The sequence below is a fragment of the Sphingobacterium phlebotomi genome, from assembly GCF_008180195.1.
Lineage (GTDB): Bacteria > Bacteroidota > Bacteroidia > Sphingobacteriales > Sphingobacteriaceae > Sphingobacterium > Sphingobacterium phlebotomi.
In genome coordinates, this window is record NZ_VTAV01000001.1 from 227,032 (window position 1) to 246,995 (window position 19,964).

Here is a 19,964-nt window from a genome sequence, read left to right on the forward strand (position 1 = left end):
CCGAAATGATAACTTTTAATAAAGAGCAATTTGCAATTTTGGTTGCGGTTTTGCGAAAAAAATACAAACGCTTAATTAAAATGCAATTATAAACAAATGCGTATTAAATTGAAGAAAAAAAATAAGAGGTCTATCCTGTCTGTTTTGCAAGTGATTGCCTCCTGCTTGTTTCTCGCTTGTGCGAGTAGCAACGGTGGACAAGGACAAGCCTATCGGCAAAGTGAACGCAATGTGGTAGATCAGTTTGTGAATCCCGTATTTGAGCCAATTCTGGCTGACCCCACGGTTCTTCACGACCCTATTTCGGGAAGCTTTTATGCTTACGGTACCCAAGACGACTGGGGTGATGGAGCGGGAAGTAGACTGGTCCCTGTGTTGAAGTCGCAAGATCTGACAAAGTGGGAAGTGATAGGTGAAGCGTTTGAATCCAAGCCTAGCTGGAAGAAGAGCGGTGGTATATGGGCGCCAGAGGCTGTTTATATGGAAGATAAATATTTTCTGTATTATGCGTATTCTACTTGGGGTGACGCTAACCCTGGAGTCGGTGTGGCAACGGCGGACAAACCGGAAGGGCCATTTAAAGATCACGGAAAGATTTTTGATAGTAAATCGATTGATGTGCCTAATTCGATTGATCCTTTTTTGTGGGAGGAAAACGGGGAAAAGTACCTGTTCTGGGGTAGTTTTGATAATGGTCCAAAGCAAGGAACGTATGGGGTACCTTTACAGGAGAACGGTATCCAGATTATGGATCCCGCGGATAAGTTTAAAATTGCTGCAGGCGACCTCGAAGCCGTTATTATCCATAAACGTGACAATTATTACTATTTTATTGGTTCGCGCGGCTCTTGTTGCGAGGGGGTGAGGAGTACCTACCATATGGTGGTAGGAAGATCTAAAAATCTGAAAGGGCCATATCTGGATAAAGAAGGGCGCGACTTACGCGAAAGGGGCAATGGAACGCTTATGCTAAAAGCAAACGACAAATTTGTAGGTGTGGGGCACGGTTCTCGTATAATGACGGATGATGCTGACCAGGATTGGATTATATACCATGGAATTGATGTCGCTAAAGGGAAGGTCTCCGGAGGTGCGAGTAGGCGGATGCTATTCTTGGATAAAGTAGATTGGGTAGATGGCTGGCCGACTATAAACGGAGATATGCCAAGCACAAACGCGCAGAATAAACCTTATTTTAAACAAAAGAAATCATGAATAAACTATCTTTTACCCTAATCGGATTGCTGTTCACTATGCTGTCGTGTAATAGTAATCGTACGGAAAGTCAGGAAAGTCAAGAAATTCCCGAAAGCCAAGATAATAAAACAGCGGTATATGAGTCGAATAACCCGTTGGATGTAGCTTTTGGTGATCCATTTATCGTCTATGATGATGAGTCGGATATGTATTATATGTATGGAACCGGTGGTGTTAAAAATGGTTTCATGGCTTACTCCTCAAAGGATTTGAAGACTTGGGAGAAACGTGGACAGGTATACTCTTCTGAGCAAGAAAAAGCTTGGGGTACCAAAGATTTTTGGGCTCCCGAAGTATATAAACGAAACGGAAAGTACTATATGTTTTATAGTGCGCATTGGAAAAACAACCCGAATAATGAATTGGAAAACTATAAAATAGGTGTTGCCGTCTCCGATAGTCCTGTCGGGCCATTTATCGATATGACAGGAGAACCTCTTTTTGACCCGGGCTATCCCATTATCGATGCGAATGTTTATTTCGCTGAAGACGGTAAATTGTATCTGTACTATTCGAGATGCTGCTACAAACATGCGGTAGAATCTGAAATTGCCGACTGGGCACGTGAGAAAAAAATGTTTAACGAAATCGAAGAAAGCTGGATTTATGGCGTGGAGCTAGCGGCTGATTTCTCCTCGGTGATAGGAGAGCCTGCGTTGTTACTTAGACCGCCTGTTTCTATGAGCGACCAACAAGCGGAATGGGAAAGCCGTTCGGTAACGTCGGGCGAGGTGAATCGCAGATGGACCGAGGGATCCTATCTTTTTAAGCATAACGATACCTACTACATGATGTACTCCGCTAATTTCTTCGGAGGGCAACATTATGCGGTTGGTTACGCGACAGCATCCAGTCCTTTAGGACCATTTGAGAAGTCCGAGACCAACCCTATTCTACAAAAAAATACCGAAAGTGGAGGGATTGTGTCGGGGACAGGGCATAACAGTTTGTTGAAAGACAGAGAAGGAAAGCTTTGGTGTGTATATCACGGTAGAACGAATAAAACAGGAGATGATCGTTTGGTGTTTTTAGATGAGCTTCAGCTAACAGAAAATGGAGAATTGAAAGTAAACGGCCCTACCGTTAAAGCGGATGAAGCTATATAGCAAACTATAATTAGAGATACTTTATAGATAACATTTATGGACAAGGGCACTTTTGTTAAACATCAAAAATCCATTGGTTTATTTTTATTAATAATGTTTACTACTGTTTCGTGTGGTATAATGCGAGACAGATCCGTGTCAAAGCAAGTTTTTAGCGATCCAATAGCTCCAATAGGAGATTCTTCTCTCACCATTCCTCCAGATGTGAGACCGATTTTAGATGTATGGATGAGAGATACGTATGTGACCTACGGTCCCGATGGATATTATTATCTCACAGGAACTACGGCAACTCCGGGTAGAGTTTTCATCGGCCAAATACATTGTTGGGATTATAACGATGGGTTATACTTATGGAGATCCAGCGATCTTAAAAATTGGGAATCAAGAGGTTTAATCTGGTCTTTTGATAAAGATGCAGCTCCTTGGCAAAAAAAAGGTACCCCCGTTAAACCTGGTGAACAATCTCCTAATGGAGACCCTTTAGATTCTCTGTATAGGGCAGTATGGGCGCCGGAATTACATTACATAAAAAGTCAAAAAAAATGGTTGTTAACAGCCTGCTTAAATGGTAACAATGGTTCGTTCGTTTTAGAAAGTTCATCAGGTAAGCCGGAGGGGCCGTATAAAAATATAAAAGGAAACGAAACCAAGGCCATATTTGATAATATAGATCTCAGCATTTTTGAAGATACAGATGGTGAAGTTTATCTAATTGGGCACAATCATTATATAGCTAGGATGAAAAAGGATTTAAGCGATATTGCGGAACCCTTTAGCGCATTGAAAGAAACGCCATATGAATCCGAGCCCTATATAGAAGGTGTTTGGTTAGATAAGTACGAAGGTAAATATCAGCTATTACAGACGGTATGGTCCGTTTCTCATGCAGATAGCACGTATTCTTATATAAGGAACGATTACAAGAACGATAAACTATATAGTTACGATGTAGTGGTCGCTGAATCGGATTATATTTATGGGCCGTATGGGCCTCGTTATCCGGCTATTTTGCAAGGAGGACATAATAATCTATTTAAAGACGAAAACAATAACTGGTGGTCCACCACGTTTTTTAATCCCAGAGGCGTAATGGGGACGAGATTTCCCGTAACCTGTCGCCCAGCGATAGTTCCCTTAAAATGGGAAAAGGATAAGTTAATGCCAGACATAAAAACGGCAAATGACTTTTATTCCACGTTGGATATTAAATAGACATTATAATTACAACGTTTTCGTAAATTAACTATTACGCGTGCAGAAACTACGTTCGATATTCTTTACATTTGGTTAATTGTAGACCCGAAAGAAAAAGATTGAATTTCTTGAAATCGGAAAAAAGAAAGTACTAAATGAACAGAAAAGATTTTATAAAGATTTCGTCGATTTTTGCTGCATCTGCTTTTGTGCCTTTTTCTGAAGTACTTGCCAGCCAAGCATCCCTTAGGGTGGGTTTGATTGGAGCGCATGGAATGGGATGGTCAAATTTAAATGCGATATTGAAGAATACCAACGTGCGTTGTACGGCATTATGTGATGTAGATGAAAACGTATTAGAGAAACGTACAGCGGAGTTGGCCGAACGTGGCATTGATGTGCAGACATTCGTTTCCTATAAGGAGATGCTGGAAGCGGATCTGGTCGATATCGTCATCATCGCTACACCCGATCATTGGCATTGTCTGCAGCTTGCAGATGCGGTCAAAGCGGGGAAACATGTATACCTTGAGAAACCTATTGGCAATTCTGTTCAGGAATGCGATATGATGGTCGCTGCCGTAGACAATAGTTCCAGTATAGTGCAGGTGGGCCAGTGGCAACGCAGCCAGCAGCACTTCCGGGATGCAATAGATTTCGTGCATTCCGGACGGCTAGGGAAGATCAGAACGGTAAAGGCCTGGTCTTATGTGAATTGGAAACAAACCATCGAACAAAAACCGGATACACCTGTTCCAGAAGGCGTACATTATGATTTGTGGTTGGGTCCGGCCACAAAACGACCATTTAATCCCAATAGATTTCACTTCGAATTTCGTTGGTTCTGGGATTACGCAGGCGGCCTTATGACCGATTGGGGTGTACATATGTTAGATTACGCCTTATTGGGAATGAAAGTGTCCGATCCCGTGTCGGTGATGGCATCGGGCGGTAAATATGCAGATCCAAATGGCGCTTCGGAAACACCGGATACCCTAAATGTTGTTTACGAATTTGATGACTTTAGTATACAATGGGAGCATGCTATAGGCATTGGCCTTGGGCCATACGATAGAAACCATGGTGTCGCATTTATAGGGAATAACGGTACGTTGGTGTTGAATAGAAATGGATGGGAGGTTATCCCCGAGAAAGGAAAGATGGAGGCTGTTGCGCTGCAAAAACCGAAAGATAATGGACTGGATATGCACATGCAAAACTTTATTCAGGCCATAACGAAAAAAGATCGTACCCTGGTCAATGCGCCTATTCAGGTCGGGGCTCATATCGCTGTTTTTTGCCAGATGGGGAATATCGCTTACCGGACCGGTGAAAAATTATATTGGGATCGCACGAAACGTAAATTTACAGATAGAAAAGCCAATAATTATCTACTAGCCAAATATCATAACGGTTATAAATTACCGAAGGCGTGATACGCTTTTCCTATCTATTATCTAAATACTTAAATACACTTAAAAAATGAACGCAATATCTAAATTTTTGGTCGCAGCAACTATCGGCTTTGTGGCTTGTCAATCTCCTACTGAAGCTCAAAACGGAGGTAAATGGACGGATCTGTTTGATGGTAAGACGCTGGAAGGATGGAAATCCGTCGGAGGGGATGCGCCATATACGGTTGAAGATGGTGTAATCGTGGGTACGATGACCAAGGGAACACCAAATTCATTCTTAATTACCGAGAAAGAATACGGCGATTTTATACTGGAAGTTGATATTAAATTGGAAGGAACCGAAACCAATTCAGGGATCCAGACCCGTAGCCATATCGACCCGGAAGGGAATAACGGTAAGGGCCGGGTATATGGTAGACAGGTGGAGGTAGATCCGACGCCAAGAGCTTGGGCAGGCGGTATTTACGATGAAGCACGTCGCATGTGGCTTTATCCACTGGATCTTAATGAGAAGGCGAAGACTGCTTACAAAGTCAACGAATATAATCACTATCGTATCGAAGCTATAGGCGACGAACTACGCGTTTGGGTAAACGATACGCCGACAGCATACGTTATTGATACATTGGACAAATCCGGGTTTATCGGTTTACAGGTACATAGTATTAAGGACCATCTGGACGGACAAAAAGTATACTTCAAAAATATCCGTATACAAACCGAAAATTTGGAGCCGACAGCTTTCCCGGAAGACGTGTTTGTCGTCAATCTTAAACCTAATAATCTGAGTGATGCGGAGAAAAAATCTGGTGTGGAGTTACTATTTGATGGCAATACGGCTGATCAATGGCGTAGCGTGCGTGGTGACGCATTCCCCGAGAAAGGATGGAAAGTAGGAAATGGCGAAATTACCGTATTGAAATCTGATGGTGGTGAATCGACCAATGGAGGAGACATTATCACACGCGATCAGTATGCCGTTTTTGATCTTTCTTTTGAATTTAAATTGACTCCCGGAGCAAATAGTGGTGTCAAGTATTTCGTAACGTTGAAAGAACAAACCAAAGGCTCTGCGATCGGGTTGGAATACCAGGTGCTGGATGATAAGTTACACCCAGATGCGAAGATGGGCCGTGATGGAAACCGGACACTTGCTTCGCTATATGACTTAATAACCTCCAACAAAGATGCTCGTGCACGCAGGCCGATAGGACAGTGGAACCGCGGAAGAGTATTGGTGTCGGAAGATGGCACCGTAACGCATTATCTCAATGGTGCTAAGATGGTTGAATATAAACGCGGATCGCAAGAATATCTTGACTTGGTGGCGAAAAGTAAATATAAGGATTGGGATAATTTCGGTGGTGCGCCACAAGGACATATCCTTTTGCAGGATCACGGAGACAACGTATCCTTTAGAAATATCAAGGTTAAAAAAACGAAGTAATCACTTATAAAAAGATAAGATATGAACCATTACCTTTCACGTCGTAGTTTTATCAGCCGTGCTGCTATGGTAGGCGGTGGCGTGATACTATCCAATAGTCTGTTAGGAAAAATTCCGTTTGCTCCGGCCAATGAACGTGTGAACTTAGCGTGTATTGGAGTAGGCAACCGGGCGGGTGAAATCATCCGTGATTTGTACAAAACCGGACTTTGTAATATTGTTGCGCTGTGCGATGTCGATATGAATGCACCGCATACGCAGCAGATTTTGAAGATGTTTCCGGATGTTCCCCGATTCCAAGATTTCAGACAGATGTTTGACAAAATGGGCAATCAGATCGATGCCGTATCGATCGGTACGCCCGATTTTGCGCACTTTGCGATAACGATGACCGCGTTGGAGTTAGGGAAGCATGTATATGTGGAGAAGCCAATGGCACAGACTTTCTGGGAAGTGGAGCTGATGATGCAAAAAGCGAAAAAGCACAGTAATGTCGTTACGCAGATGGGAAATCAAGGGCATTCAGAAGCAAATTATTTCCAGTTTAAAGCTTGGAAAGATGCCGGTATTATTAAAGATGTGACTCGTATTGATGCACACATGAATAGCCGACGTCGCTGGCACGATTGGGATCCGAATATGAAAAACTTTCCGCCGGCAGAGAAAATTCCATCTACATTGGATTGGGAATTGTGGCAGATGCAGACACTAGGGCATAACTATAATAAGGATTTTATTAACGGACAATGGCGTTGTTGGTATGATTTCGGTATGGGAGCTTTAGGCGACTGGGGTGCGCATATTCTCGATACAGCACACGAATTTTTAGAGCTGGGTTTACCAACGCAAGTGGAAGCCACTTATCTGGAGGGACATAATGCATTCTTTTTCCCGATGTCTTCTACTATTAAATTTCATTTTCCAAAACGGAAAAGAATGCCCGCAGTAGACATCACTTGGTATGATGGTTTGGATAATTTACCTGAGATTCCGGAAGGTTATGGCGTTTCGGGCCTAGACCCGAACATCCCACCGCCGAGTACGGGTAAAATTGAACCGGTGAAACTGAATCCGGGGAAGATTATTTATAGTAAAGACTTAACGTTTAAAGGAGGCTCGCACGCAAGTACACTGCAGATTATTCCGGAATCAAAAGCGCAAGATATGGCGAATAAACTTCCAGAAGTTCCACAATCGCCTTCGAACCATTTTGCAAACTTCTTGAAAGCATGCAAGGGTGAGGAGAAAACAAGGTCTCCATTCGAAATTGCTGGGCCGTTAAGCCAGGTGTTCTGTCTGGGCGTTATTAGCCAACGACTGAACGGCAAAATAGAATTTGACCCCGTGAAGAAAGAAATTACCAACGACAAATTTGCAAATGCATTGTTGGCAGGCCCGCCCCCAGCTAAAGGTTGGGAGCAGTATTATAAAGTTTAAATAGACTTGGCGTACAAAGAAACGTTACGTGTGGATTCTTTGTACGCTAATTTTTTGCGTCTTCATAACCCATAAATGAAGCTTATCTTACTGTAAATCAAGAGTGATAAATAAAGCCTGCCTTATTTTTATTGAGATAATAAGGCAATAAAGTAAGATGATTTGACATATTACTCCCGTTATCTTTTTGTAATATTACAGGTTTAATTATGATAATCGATCGTTGAAAATGAAAAGAACATTATTTGTATTTGTTGTGATGGGCATGTTCTGTTGTAACAAGTTGTATTCGAATGACCATCTGACGAATGTGGTTAGTGACCGTGATACCATAGCCAAACCCAATTTTATTTTTTTCATCACCGACGATATTGGATGGGAGGATTTAGGATGCTACGGGAGTCCAAATGTAAAAACACCAAACATTGATCGTTTGGCGGCGAGAGGACTTAAGTTCGAAAACGCCTACCTGACAACCAGTAGTTGTAGCCCAAGTCGCTCCAGTATTATTACCGGGCGTTACCCTCATAATACGGGGGCACCGGAACTACATGATCCGCTTCCTAAGGGACAGGTCATGTTTCCACAGCTCTTAAAACAGGCTGGTTACTATACCGTGCTATCGGGCAAGAACCATATGGGGCCACAAACGAAGCATGCGTTTGATACGATCTCAGCAGGGCGAGGCCCTGGTGGAGAAGAAGACTGGAATGAGATTATAAGAAACCGACCAAAAGACCAACCTTTTTTCTTTTGGTTCGCTTCACACGATGCACATCGCGACTGGCAGATGAATGATAAAGCACCCGTATATAATCCCGATGATATTGTGGTACCACCGATGTTATACGATGGTCCGGAGACACGTGAGGATCTGGCGGCCTATTATCATGAAGTATCGCGTGCCGATTATTATATGGGAGAGATTGTTAAGGAACTGAAGAAGCAGGGTATCTTGGAAAATACCTATATCATCTTTATGAGTGACAATGGCAGGCCTTTTCCGAGAAACAAAGGAAGGCTGTATGACAGCGGAATCAAGACGCCTTTTATTGTCTATGGTCCCGATGTGGATAAGGGTACTACAACTGCTTTAATAAGCTCGGTGGATATTGCACCGACCATTTTGCATTTGACGGGTAATAAGATCGATGATCATATGCAAGGAGCCAGTTTTCATCCCATTTTACAGGACAAGGAATGGTCTGATCACCGTGACTTTGTTTTCGCTGAGCATAACTGGCATGTTTTTCAAGCGCATGAACGCATGGTGCGATACAAAGACTGGGTCTATATCCGAAATGCCTTTCCCGAACGTCAAAATTTGCTAGGTGAGTCTACGCGCCAGTTTCCTGCAGGACGGGAATTATGGGGCGCTCATGAGAAGAAGTTGACCTCACCAGAGCAAGAGGATGTTTTTCTGGTTCCGCGCGAGGGCGAAGAATTGTACAATCTGGTTTCCGATCCTTACCAGTTTAACAATCTAGTTTCCGATAAAAAACACCAGGAATCACTCGATTCTTTGCGAAAGGTGATGGATCAGTGGATTGCGGAAACAGGGGATTCGGTTCCGAAAAATCCAACGCCCGATCGGGATGATGTAAACGGAAAACGTTTACCGGGCGTGTGGAAAAAGGGTGAAAAGGCTGGGGCAAGTAAACAGGCTGAAAGCATCAAATTAAAGGGACCCCTGAGGATACAGGATTTGTAAATAACATCCTGCTATCGTAGAGATGGACTATGAAACACCTAAAAAGTCATACGGATGAAGCGTTGGTTGTCTTATTGAATAATGACGACGAAAGAGCTTTTTTGGAAATTTATGATCGGTATAAAGATGAACTGGCGACTCATCTTGTCCGGCTGCTACATGCCGCCGAATTGGCCGAAGAGGTGTTGCAAGATGTATTTATGATGCTATGGGAGAAGCGATATGAAATGGATGCTTCGAAGTCCGTTCCGGCTTACCTATATCGGAGCGCAATAAATAAATCCAAGAATATATTTCGTAAAATAGCGAATGACAATCGTTTGCGGGAAGAATTTCTGACCTACTTTAGAACAGCGAATAATAATATCGTGGAGGAGTGGATGGAAAATAAGGAAATTCAACAATTACTGCAAACATTGTTAGACCGCTTACCACCTCAACAAAAGAAAGTATATATGCTTTGCAAGCTTGATGGATTAAGCTATAAAGAGGTGAGTGAAAAGTTAAAAATATCGATAACGACTGTTAATAGTCATATTAGAAATGCCAATATTTTCTTAAAAGGGGAGCTTAAAAATCAATCAGAACTTTCTGGTTTTTTATATATCATCCTTATTCTTCTTGTTTTTTAATTTTTTTAATTTGATTTACAGTGTTTTATGAAAAAGCACTGTTTCGCTTGCTTGCTTTTTGCGTTTCAGGTGTAATATAACAAGTAAACCGAAATGTTATAATGGGTAAGAGCCAATACGATATCGAAGTATTATGTAGAAAATATTTAAATCGTGCTATTTCTGAAGAAGAACTAGCAGAAATGCTAGACTATTTTAAAGATCATGGTATACCGGAAGCGTTTGATCAGATGTTAGGCCAAGAGTTTTCGAAGACCATGAACAACGCCCCTTCCGAAGATATACAGGAGCTAACCAATAATGTGAAATTTAACTTAATCCATCAAATTAGATCGAAAAAGCAACCGCTTCGTTACCATTGGTTACCCTATGCCGCAGCTGTTCTTCTGACAAGCATGTTGGGATTCTTTTGGTTTATGTCTACGCAAGAGGCAACCCCTGATCAACAAATGGCGTCCGAAGTAGCGATCACACCGATAGGCCATAAAGCAACGATAACCCTTGCCGACGGTCGGGTATTGATCTTGGACGAAAGTCGCGACGGTATTATCGTTGAGGGGGGGCAAATCACCTATAATGATGGTGCCTCCACGGTTTTAGCATTGGAATCATCATCCCCTCAACAGTTAACCCTCAGTACACCGCGCGGCGGAATGTATAAAATTACCCTTTCTGATGGGACCGTCGTTTGGCTAAATGCCGAATCTACGTTAAAATATCCTTCTCATTTTCTGGAAGGGGAGCGGGTTGTTGAGTTAGAAGGAGAGGCCTATTTTGACGTAAAACGTGTGTCGGATGAAACCTCGACTCAACATTTCCAACCGTTCAAAGTCGTTAGTGCCAACCAAACGATAACGGTTTTAGGTACAGAATTTAATGTATCGGCTTATAACGGCGAAAAAGAAGCTAAAACAACCTTGGTAGAAGGAAAGGTTCGTTTAGAATCTGTTCAACACCGGGAAAATATGATCCTCCTTCCGGGTGAGCAAGGAAAAATCGGGCAAGATGGTGTGGAGAAGAATAAAGTGGATATCAATGATTATATAGACTGGAAGAACGGCGAATTTATATTCCGAAATGAGACTGCGAAAGAGGTGCTGCACAGAATAGCGCGTTGGTACGATATTGATATCGAATATAGCGACTATTTGCCTTCGGATGAGATTTTCTCCGGAAGTATTTCACAGTATAGCAACCTCCAGACTGTCTTAGATATTATGGAGGCAGCGGGTGATTTAGCATTCGAAATTAAAAATAGGACCGTTATTGTTCGAAATAAACTTAAAAAGAAAAACTAATCATCTATTAAGATCAAAAAATTATGTTATGATATAATGACGACGAAATGAACAAAAAAAACCGAAAGTGCGACCAACACTTTCGGCAATATCTGCAAGGCAGAAAATGTTCAGCACAACCTGTAATCTATAGTTATTCCATTGAACCAAACATTATTACAAATGTACGAAAAAATTACGTCCACCCTTAACGGGGTGTTAAAAAGGCAGGTGCTTATGCGCATTCAACTTACGCTAACTATTATTATCTTCTTCGCCATGCAAGTGGGGGCAAATAGTGTCGCACAACACTATGTTACCCTTCAGCGGGAGGGTATTTCCATTAAAGAGGTCTTTCGAGAAATCAAAAAGCAAACAGATCTTACGGTTTTCTATTCCGCAAAGCGGTTGAATGATTCCCGTAAAGTGAATGTAAACCTTAAAAATGCTGACATTGAAACCGTTCTGCACAATTGTCTTCAAGGATTGCCACTCACGTACGTCATTATGGATAAGACGATCGTTCTCAAGGGAGCGGATACGCAGATATCAAAGCATAAAAACAAAGAAGCTCCGAACCGGCAATTAACCTCAATTACGCAACAGCAATCCGTAACAGGTACTGTGCGCGATGTAGACGGAAACCCACTAGCGGGGATTTCCGTATCGGTAGCCGGCACATCAACTACTACTGCTACCACCGAAGATGGGCGCTATAGTATCAGCGCAAAACCAGATGCTACACTTGTCTTTCAATCGGTGGGTTTCGTTCGTCAAGAAGAACGTATCAGTGGCCGGCTCGCAGTCGATGTCACTTTAACGCAGGAAATCAGCGATTTGGACGAAGTGGTCGTGGTGGGGTATGGAACCGCAAAACGGAAAGATTTCACCGGATCGGTAGGGTCGATGAATCTCGAAAATTCACCAGTTGCCATGGCGCCGAATCTAAATGTGCTCGAAGCACTTAAAGGTAGCATCAGCGGATTAAATATAGGGGCGACAAATTCAGCAGGTGGAGAACCTGCGATGCAGATCCGCGGACAGAATTCCATTCATGGAACCAATACACCGTTGATCGTATTGGATGGGGTAATCTTCATGGGGAGCCTCAGTGACATCAATCCAAACGATATTGCCACGATAGACGTACTCAAAGATGCTACATCGGCAGCGGCTTACGGTTCGAGATCGGCCAATGGTGTTATTGCGGTATCTACCAAGCGGGGTCGCACTGGTAAACCGATGATCAGTTTTAATACGTCAATTGGTTTTCAGGAATGGCAGAATAGACCGGTCATGTTACGTGGCGAAGAATGGTTAGAAATGGTTAATGCGCGTAATCAATATACCCCTGGAACAACTAGCTGGTTAAAAAGTGGCGAACTGGCCAACCGGGAAGCAGGGCTGGAGACGATTTGGCAGGATGAAATATCCCGGACCGGTGTTATGCAAAATTACCAGGCGGCGATATCGGGTGCGACCGAAAATCTTAATTACTATTTGTCTACATCCTTTGATGACAATAAAAGTATTGTCGTGGGCGACCAGTTTAACCGGGTGGCACTCTTGGGAAAAATCAAAGCGGATATCACTAAATGGCTGGAGGTGGGTGTCGATGCCGGTTTTTCCAAACGGGATTACTCCAGTGTTGCAGCAAACATTAATCAAGCCCAGACAATGTCTCCTTATGGCGTCATGTACCGAGACGATCAAGGCAACCTCGAAAAATATCCGTATACGCAGGCTGGTATCAATCCACTGTGGGGCGTAACGGACGGGACACGAGATAACGAAGACTATCTGTACAACTATAGGTTAAATAGCCACGCTGTGGTCAAAGTACCTTGGGTTGAAGGCCTGAGTTTTCGGGTGAATTACCTGCTCAATCAGGATGAAACACATTACGGAAATTTTTATTACGAAGATTTTTATGTCCAAGAAGGGGAATCGCCCGACCGGTATTCGCGAGAGACGCTGCAAGGGCTGCTCACCAATGCCAATGGTACGATCGAGAAGCGGAAAGGCAATAGTTATATATGGGACAACATTCTGAATTTTACCCGGACTTTTGATAAGCATTCACTTGATATAACGTTGGTAGCTACCCGGGACCACATGAAATACGAGCGCTATGTCATGACTGGACGGGATTTTGCAGCAAATGGAAATACGATTTTGGGCTTGCAGGGACTGCATAAGGCAACAGTGCAACGTATCGATTATGATGGAACTGATGCGAACAATTTAGCTACCCGCAATTACGAACGATCCAATATTGGATACCTCGGGAGGCTTAATTATTCATTTGATGATAAATATTATTTCACAGGCTCTTACCGTCGCGATGGCGCCTCTGTATTTGGAACGGAAAACAAGTGGGCAAATTTCTTTGGTGCGGGTTTCTCTTGGCGGATAACCAACGAGGCTTTCATGGAATCGATAAAAGGATTGAATGACTTGAAACTGAAAATATCATGGGGGCAAAACGGTAATCAAGGTCTACCTCCTTATGGTACGCTCTCTACGGTGGAAAATGCCGCAAGTGGCGGTGCCAGGTACGAATTTTCCAATACACCGGGTCGTATTTACTACGGATTATACCAAGGTAAATTAGGGAATGCATCCCTTGGCTGGGAAACAACATCTTCTTGGAATGCTGGCTTCGAATCGGCTTGGTTGGGCAACCGTGTATTTGCTGATCTTGACCTGTATTTTGCCAAAACTACCGATCAGATTTTTACCCGTAATATCCCAGTGATGACGGGCTTTAAAACGATGATGACCTCCATGGGCCAGGTGAACAATAGCGGTGTTGAAGCAACTGTGCGGACGGTGAATGTACAGAAGCCTAATATAAGCTGGACCACTACGCTCACCTTCTGGAAAAACTTCAATAAGTTGGTTTCGCTCTATGGCGATGATTTGGATGGAGATGGAAGAGAGGATGATGACATTGCCAACGGACTTTTTATCGGGAAACCGCTTAATGCCATCTATGGCTATGAACAAATCGGCATTGTACAAGAAGACGATACCGAGTATATGGAGCTGACTGGAGCGGCTCCGGGCGCCCCTAAATATAGGGATCTGGATGGTGTCCCTGGAATCACCGCGACGGACCGCAAGATACTTGGATACGCTATGGAAAATTTTCGGTTAAATTTTAGTAGCAATCTGACGTATAAAAATTTTGGTTTCTATGTGATGGTTACGGGTACTTTTGGCGGTAACAATATGTTCTTGAAGAGGAATCCAGCGGCTTATCTGGTGAATGGGACTTCACGTTTTAATGACAACGTTCACTATATTCCCTATTGGACCGCTGATAATCCGAGTAATGAATATCCGTCGGCCCTTTTTGCAGGAGATGGGCGTTTCCTTGGCCTTCAAAATCGTGGATTTGTGCGTATTCAAGACCTCACCCTTTCCTATAAATTTGATCAACCTTGGATGTCTGCCGCAAATATTGGCAGCTTGAAGGTGTTTGCAACGGCAAAAAACTTGGCCACTTTTACCGATTGGTTTGGAGGCGATCCCGAAACCGGAGGTAGGATCAGGGAATCTGAAGCTGGAGACCGTTTACCTGTGGCTTCGACTTATTCGCTGGGTATAAACTTAAGTTTTTAATATTATTACAAGAGAGACATGAAGAAAATATATCAATATGGTTTTAGTGTATTCATAGGCTTGCAGCTGGGTGTTTCGAGTTGTGAATCAGACAAAAATTTCCTTACCGAAGTTCCACCGACGTTTTACACGGTTGATAATGCTTTCAGTTCACCTGCGCAGATAGACCAAGCCGTTATTGCCATTTATGCACAACTCCGGGATCTATGGGCCAACCCTAATGAGGATGAATGGATTTTTGCATTGCGTGGCAATGGCACGGATATGTTTGATGTGGCCAGCTTCCGACGCGGATCTTCTTTCAATAATTACGGAAACATCAACCCGGATCATGGAACCTTTTACAATACATATAGTACATGGTATCAAATCATCGCTAAAGCCAATCTAGCTATACACGCCGCAGATCTGGAACAGATTGTATGGTCTAGTCCCGATGAAAAGGCCTATGTTGTTGGCCAAGCACGCTTTTTTAGAGCTTTTGCATATTTAAATCTCGGTGAACTGTTTGGTGGCGTATCCATTGTCACGGAAATCGTTACGGCACCAAAATATGATTTTGCCCGTACCACGCGAGTGGAAACCTATCAATTTGTAATAGACGAGCTTTTGGCGATTGAAAATGATCTGCCTCCGACTACCGCAGAAGGGGGGCGCTTGGTGCGCGGTGCCGTACAGCACATGTTGGCTAGGGCCTACCTTGCGCAAGGCATACAATTGGCGGCCGAAGGCGATGATGCGGCAGCGCAATCCGCTTTTAACCAGTCGGTGGCAAACGCCGATAAGGTCATCAATGGAGGAACATTTTCGCTCATGAAGTCACGATTTGGATCACGAAGCAGTGAAGCGCAGGGCAATGTTTTTTGGGATTTGTTTCAGGAAGATAATGTAAATTATCAAGATGGTAACAGCGAGTGTATCTGGGCCATCCAGATTGACTATGCGGCGTACCGTGCAGAAGATGGGAAGTCTAAACTTCCCTATTCACGCACGTACGGACCTGTGTTTCGCGATGGAGCACCACAGCACCTCACCGGCGCACTCGAGGATGTGGGTGGCAGGGGGATCGCTCGAATGATTCCTACGCTGTACGCCCGCGATATGGTTTATGCGAATAAGTGGGCCGACGATATGCGGAATTCAGATGTTGTTCTACGCCGGACCTTAATTGGCAACGTGGCTACATCGCCTTATTACGGCAAGCCTGTACCGTGGGAGATTATTTATAACGGAAGCAATGATGCATCTACCAATAAGGCGAACCAAAGTCTCTGTTATCCGATTTCCTGCAAAATTGCTACCGACAGATATACCGGAATTGAAGATGGCGAAGATCGGAGTAATTTATTTCGAGACGACTATTTTATCCGCTTATCCGAAACCATTTTGTTTCGGGCGGAGGCAAAACAACGATTGGGCGATAAGGGCGGCGCTGCTGCTGACATCAATTTACTTCGGGAAAGAGCACAGTGTGGCTATTTAGTATCTGCAGGTGATATGGATGACCAGTTTAGCTTGATTTTGGATGAGCGCGCGCGGGAGCTGCTATATGAAGAAAGCCGTTGGAACACGCTTTTACGTATGGGGAACACCATTGCTGTAGACCGGATCCGTGCATATGCTTTCTGGCCGGAAGCAAAAGCAACCTTGACGTTTGATTACAATTTATGGCCAATTCCCAACACTATTATTGACACGAATAAAGATGTGCCCTTAGCGCAAAACGATGGCTGGCAAAATAGGTAGGTAATAACGAACTATTAGAATTTTAATTGAATTATTGATGTATAAATTTCGTGTAACTTTTCTTTATTTGTTGTGGTTATGTTTACCACACAGTTTAATTACTGTTTATGGACAAGATCTAGAAGTCGTAAATCCAAAAGTCGATTTATTGGCTCATCCGATGCTTCAAGTGGTTGAAGGATATCCTGTTACAGGTTCTCTTTTACAGGTCGGGCAGCAATCTAAAATTTATAACAAACAACCTGCCTTGGGGTGGGAGTTTACCAAAGCTGTTACACAATCGGCCTATCGAATCATGATGTCTACTAGTCCAGATAGTCTAGCTAAAGGCATTGGCGAGGTCTGGGATTCTGGTAAAGTGATGTCAGCGGAGTCGAGCAACGTGCTGTATAGCGGTCGTCCGTTGCGAGCCAATACTGGCTACGCCTGGCGCGTGATGGTATGGGACCAAGACGGTAACCAAACGACGTGGTCACCAATCAGTCAATTCCAAACAGCAGACACACTTAAGGCCTACAAAACGGCTTTTTATCCGTTGCAGAAAACCGATGAAGTACCGCAAGAGATGTCGAAGCTTGCCGATGAAGTAAGGGCTGACTTCGGGAAAGCGTCTTTTGGCCAACTGCGGCTTACGATGACATCATTGACGGGCACAGATACCATCACGATAAGACTTGGGGAAGAAATCCATGCAGATGGTACCATCAACCGTGAGCCAAGCGGAACGATCCGTTACGCCGAATACAAAATCCCGTTGACACGTGGTCGACATACCTATCGATTGCAATTTAATCCCAACAAACGCAATACTGGCCGGCAAGCTATTAAGATGCCGACTTATATCGGTGAGGTATTGCCATTTCGCTATGTCGAAATCGATGGGTATACCAGTGACATGGAAGCAAGTGACATCATCCGTTCTACCGTTCATTACCCGTTTGATGACTTTGCCTCGCATTTCGAGAGCTCTGACTCCGTACTGAACATGGTATGGGAGTTGTGTAAATATAGTATTAAGGCAACGTCTTTTGCTGGTATTTATGTAGACGGTGATCGCGAACGCATCCCGTACGAAGCAGACGCGTACATTAATCAACTTAGCCATTACGGTGTTGATAAAGAATATTCGATGGCAAGAAGGTCGCACGAATATTTGCTGCACAATGCCACTTGGCCCACCGAGTGGATTTTGCAGTCCGTGTTAATGGCTTATAACGACTACCTCTATACAGGTGATATCCGATCGGTTCGCCATCATTATGACGACCTGCGGGCCAAATTACTGTTGCCATTACGCGAGTCCAATGGTCTAATCAGTACCCGAAAAGGTAAACAATCACAGCAACTGATGCGTGCCATTCACTATCGAGGCGATGCCCTGCGCGATATTGTGGACTGGCCACATACCGGAAGTTTTGGCATGGAGGGAAACGGTGAAACGGACGGATTTGTCTTTTCCGATTTTAATGCAGTAGTCAATGCATTTCACTATAAAGCGCTGTGTGATATGGCTAAGCTAGCTGCGGTACTTGATCGCGGAGAAGATGCTGTAAAATTTTCGGAAAAGGCGGAAGAGACGCATCAAGCGTTCCAATCTTTGCTATGGGACAACCTTACGGGTGCCTATAGTGATGGCATCGATACGGATCACGCTTCATTGCATACGAATATGCTAGCGATGGCCTTTGGCCTGGTTCCCAAGTCGAAGAGCGAGCGCGTAATGGCATTTATTCGTTCGCGAGGAATGGCATGCAGTGTATACGGCAGTCAATTTCTGATGGATGCCATATATGAGGCTGGCGATGCCGAGTACGCGTTGTCCTTACTGACATCGCAGGATGACCGCAGTTGGTATAATATGATTCGGGCAGGAAGCACCATTACCATGGAAGCTTGGGACAATAAATTCAAACCTAATCAAGATTGGAATCACGCATGGGGAGCCGTTCCTGCCAATATTATTCCACGCAAGCTTATGGGCGTGGAACCCTTGGAGCCGGGATGGGGAGTTTTTCGTGTGCGGCCGCAGATTGGCTCGTTGACGAGGGCAAAGATTACCGTGCCCACCATCAAAGGTGCAGTGGTGGTTTCTTGCCAACAAGACAAATCGACTTATACGTTGGATCTGGTCGTGCCCGGAAATACCACCGCGATGCTTGAATTACCGTTGCCCGATAGGACCGTAACCGCTGTGACCATAAATGGCGAGCCGGTAGATGTGAAGGTACAACCTGATTTCTTGCAGTTCCCGCAGCTGAAAGGGGGTAGCTATCATGTTTCGGTCGATTTTCGTTAAAGCGAAATAGAAGACAGGTTGTGGTTAAATGATACGATAATGCAAAAAAAATAAGGTGATTTAACAGATTATTCCAAATCCATTTTGTTAATATTGCTTGTGATCATTTATAAAACCTCTTGTTAGATATGAAAAGATTTTTCTTTCTTCTCTGCTTGCTAATTTGGTGCATACCCTCCTTTTGCCAGTTCAACTTTCAAAAACGATTGAAAAACGGTAAACCACAGCATATCGTGGTGTATGGCACCAGTTTGTCCAGCGGCGGGAATGGTAAAGCATGGATGGAGGCCGTCAAAGCACGTCTAGAAGAAAAATATGGCGATAATCTCGTTAGCTATACGCTTGCAGGCAAGGGCGGAATGTGGTCTGTTTGGGGAGTGAGAAATTTCGAAGATAGCGTTATTGCCAAAAAACCGGATGCTGTCTTTATGGAGTTTGGTATGAACGATGCTTTTGAGGAATATGGAACATCGGTCGCCCTGGCGAAACTGAATCTCGCGTACATGATTGACCGGATTAGGCTCCACAATGATTCTTGCGATATCTTTTTACAGGTGATGAATATGCCTATAGGTAAGTCTGCGAGTTTCCGACCTCATCTCGATGATTATTACGCGATGTACCGGGAAACAGCGCAAGAGAAAAAGGTAACGCTGATCGATCATTACCCCAACTGGCAAATTATACTGGATAAAGGAGAGGACATCTTTAGACAGTACGTTCCGGATGGCTTACATCCCAACAGGAAAGGTGGGGAAGAAATTATTGCACCCAAAATAGTAGAAGTTTTGAATCTAAATATAAAATAAAAATAGA

13 protein-coding genes are annotated in these 19,964 nt (G+C 43.7%); all 13 read left to right on the forward strand.

The window, feature by feature from the left end:
• Positions 1–96: 96 nt before the first annotated feature.
• Positions 97–1,215 (forward strand): family 43 glycosylhydrolase, encoded by a 1,119-nt coding sequence (locus tag FXV77_RS00830; protein ID WP_148917329.1) that lies wholly within the window; start codon positions 97–99, stop codon positions 1,213–1,215.
• Positions 1,212–2,363: a glycoside hydrolase family 43 protein gene (locus FXV77_RS00835; protein ID WP_148917330.1), complete on the forward strand. Its 1,152-nt coding sequence runs from the start codon at positions 1,212–1,214 to the stop codon at positions 2,361–2,363. Before FXV77_RS00830 ends, FXV77_RS00835 begins: the two co-directional genes overlap by 4 nt.
• Before the next feature lie 135 nt (positions 2,364–2,498).
• Complete coding sequence (locus FXV77_RS00840) at positions 2,499–3,578, forward strand: family 43 glycosylhydrolase (protein WP_246162133.1); 1,080 nt, start codon at positions 2,499–2,501, stop codon at positions 3,576–3,578.
• A 137-nt stretch (positions 3,579–3,715) separates the two neighbouring features.
• The gene (locus FXV77_RS00845; RefSeq protein WP_148917332.1) at positions 3,716–4,996 is read left to right on the forward strand and encodes a Gfo/Idh/MocA family protein; all 1,281 of its coding nucleotides are present in this window, start codon (positions 3,716–3,718) and stop codon (positions 4,994–4,996) included.
• 46 nt (positions 4,997–5,042) lie between these two features.
• Positions 5,043–6,422, forward strand: a complete 1,380-nt coding sequence (locus tag FXV77_RS00850) for a 3-keto-disaccharide hydrolase (RefSeq protein ID WP_148917333.1) — start codon at positions 5,043–5,045, stop codon at positions 6,420–6,422.
• 21 nt (positions 6,423–6,443) lie between these two features.
• The gene (locus FXV77_RS00855) at positions 6,444–7,859 is read left to right on the forward strand and encodes a Gfo/Idh/MocA family oxidoreductase (protein WP_148917334.1); all 1,416 of its coding nucleotides are present in this window, start codon (positions 6,444–6,446) and stop codon (positions 7,857–7,859) included.
• Positions 7,860–8,088: 229 nt separating this feature from the next.
• On the forward strand, positions 8,089–9,570 hold the full coding sequence (locus FXV77_RS00860) for a sulfatase family protein (RefSeq protein ID WP_246162134.1): 1,482 nt from the start codon (positions 8,089–8,091) through the stop codon (positions 9,568–9,570).
• A gap of 29 nt (positions 9,571–9,599) precedes the next feature.
• Positions 9,600–10,202 (forward strand): RNA polymerase sigma factor, encoded by a 603-nt coding sequence (locus tag FXV77_RS00865; RefSeq protein WP_148917335.1) that lies wholly within the window; start codon positions 9,600–9,602, stop codon positions 10,200–10,202.
• A 101-nt stretch (positions 10,203–10,303) separates the two neighbouring features.
• On the forward strand, positions 10,304–11,500 hold the full coding sequence (locus FXV77_RS00870; protein ID WP_148917336.1) for a FecR family protein: 1,197 nt from the start codon (positions 10,304–10,306) through the stop codon (positions 11,498–11,500).
• A gap of 162 nt (positions 11,501–11,662) precedes the next feature.
• Positions 11,663–15,106: a SusC/RagA family TonB-linked outer membrane protein gene (locus FXV77_RS00875; RefSeq protein WP_148917337.1), complete on the forward strand. Its 3,444-nt coding sequence runs from the start codon at positions 11,663–11,665 to the stop codon at positions 15,104–15,106.
• 18 nt (positions 15,107–15,124) lie between these two features.
• Positions 15,125–16,852, forward strand: coding sequence for a RagB/SusD family nutrient uptake outer membrane protein (locus FXV77_RS00880; RefSeq protein WP_148917338.1), 1,728 nt, complete (start codon positions 15,125–15,127; stop codon positions 16,850–16,852).
• 37 nt (positions 16,853–16,889) lie between these two features.
• A complete protein-coding gene (locus FXV77_RS00885; protein WP_148917339.1) occupies positions 16,890–19,148 on the forward strand; it encodes a family 78 glycoside hydrolase catalytic domain in 2,259 nt (752 codons plus the stop codon).
• A 206-nt stretch (positions 19,149–19,354) separates the two neighbouring features.
• Positions 19,355–19,957 (forward strand): SGNH/GDSL hydrolase family protein, encoded by a 603-nt coding sequence (locus FXV77_RS00890; RefSeq protein ID WP_187443963.1) that lies wholly within the window; start codon positions 19,355–19,357, stop codon positions 19,955–19,957.
• Positions 19,958–19,964 lie beyond the last annotated feature (7 nt).